The sequence below is a fragment of the Saccharothrix sp. ST-888 genome, assembly GCF_000955975.1.
Classification (GTDB): Bacteria; Actinomycetota; Actinomycetes; order Streptomycetales; family Streptomycetaceae; genus Kitasatospora.
On sequence record NZ_JYJF01000792.1, the window covers coordinates 1 to 323 of the forward strand.

Below are 323 nucleotides of genomic sequence, written 5' to 3' on the forward strand. Positions count from 1 at the left end.
CCGCCGTGGACCCCGAGGTCAATGCCTATGTGACCGTCACCGCCGACGCCGCGCTGCGCCCCGCCCGCGAGGCTGTACGCGAGATCGCGGCCGGCCTGTACCGCGGGCCGCTGCCCGGCATCCCCTTCGGACTGGAGGACCTGGTCGACACCGCCGGTGTCCCCACCACCGCTAGCCCCCTGGTCAGTGCCGAGCATGTGCCAACTGCTGCCGCCGCCGTGACCCCGAGTCTGCACACCGCCGGGGCGTTGCTCGTCGCGGCCACCAACCACCCCGAGGTTGCTGAAGGGGCGACCATCCCGCTCACCCGCAACTCCAGGTCC

The 323-nt window shown here is 72.8% G+C and carries 1 protein-coding gene; it reads left to right on the forward strand.

Going from position 1 to position 323, the window contains the following annotated elements; genetic code table 11:
• Nucleotides 1-323, forward strand: a 323-nt coding sequence (locus UK12_RS34605) for an amidase family protein (protein WP_045307193.1), incomplete at both ends; no start/stop codon positions are given.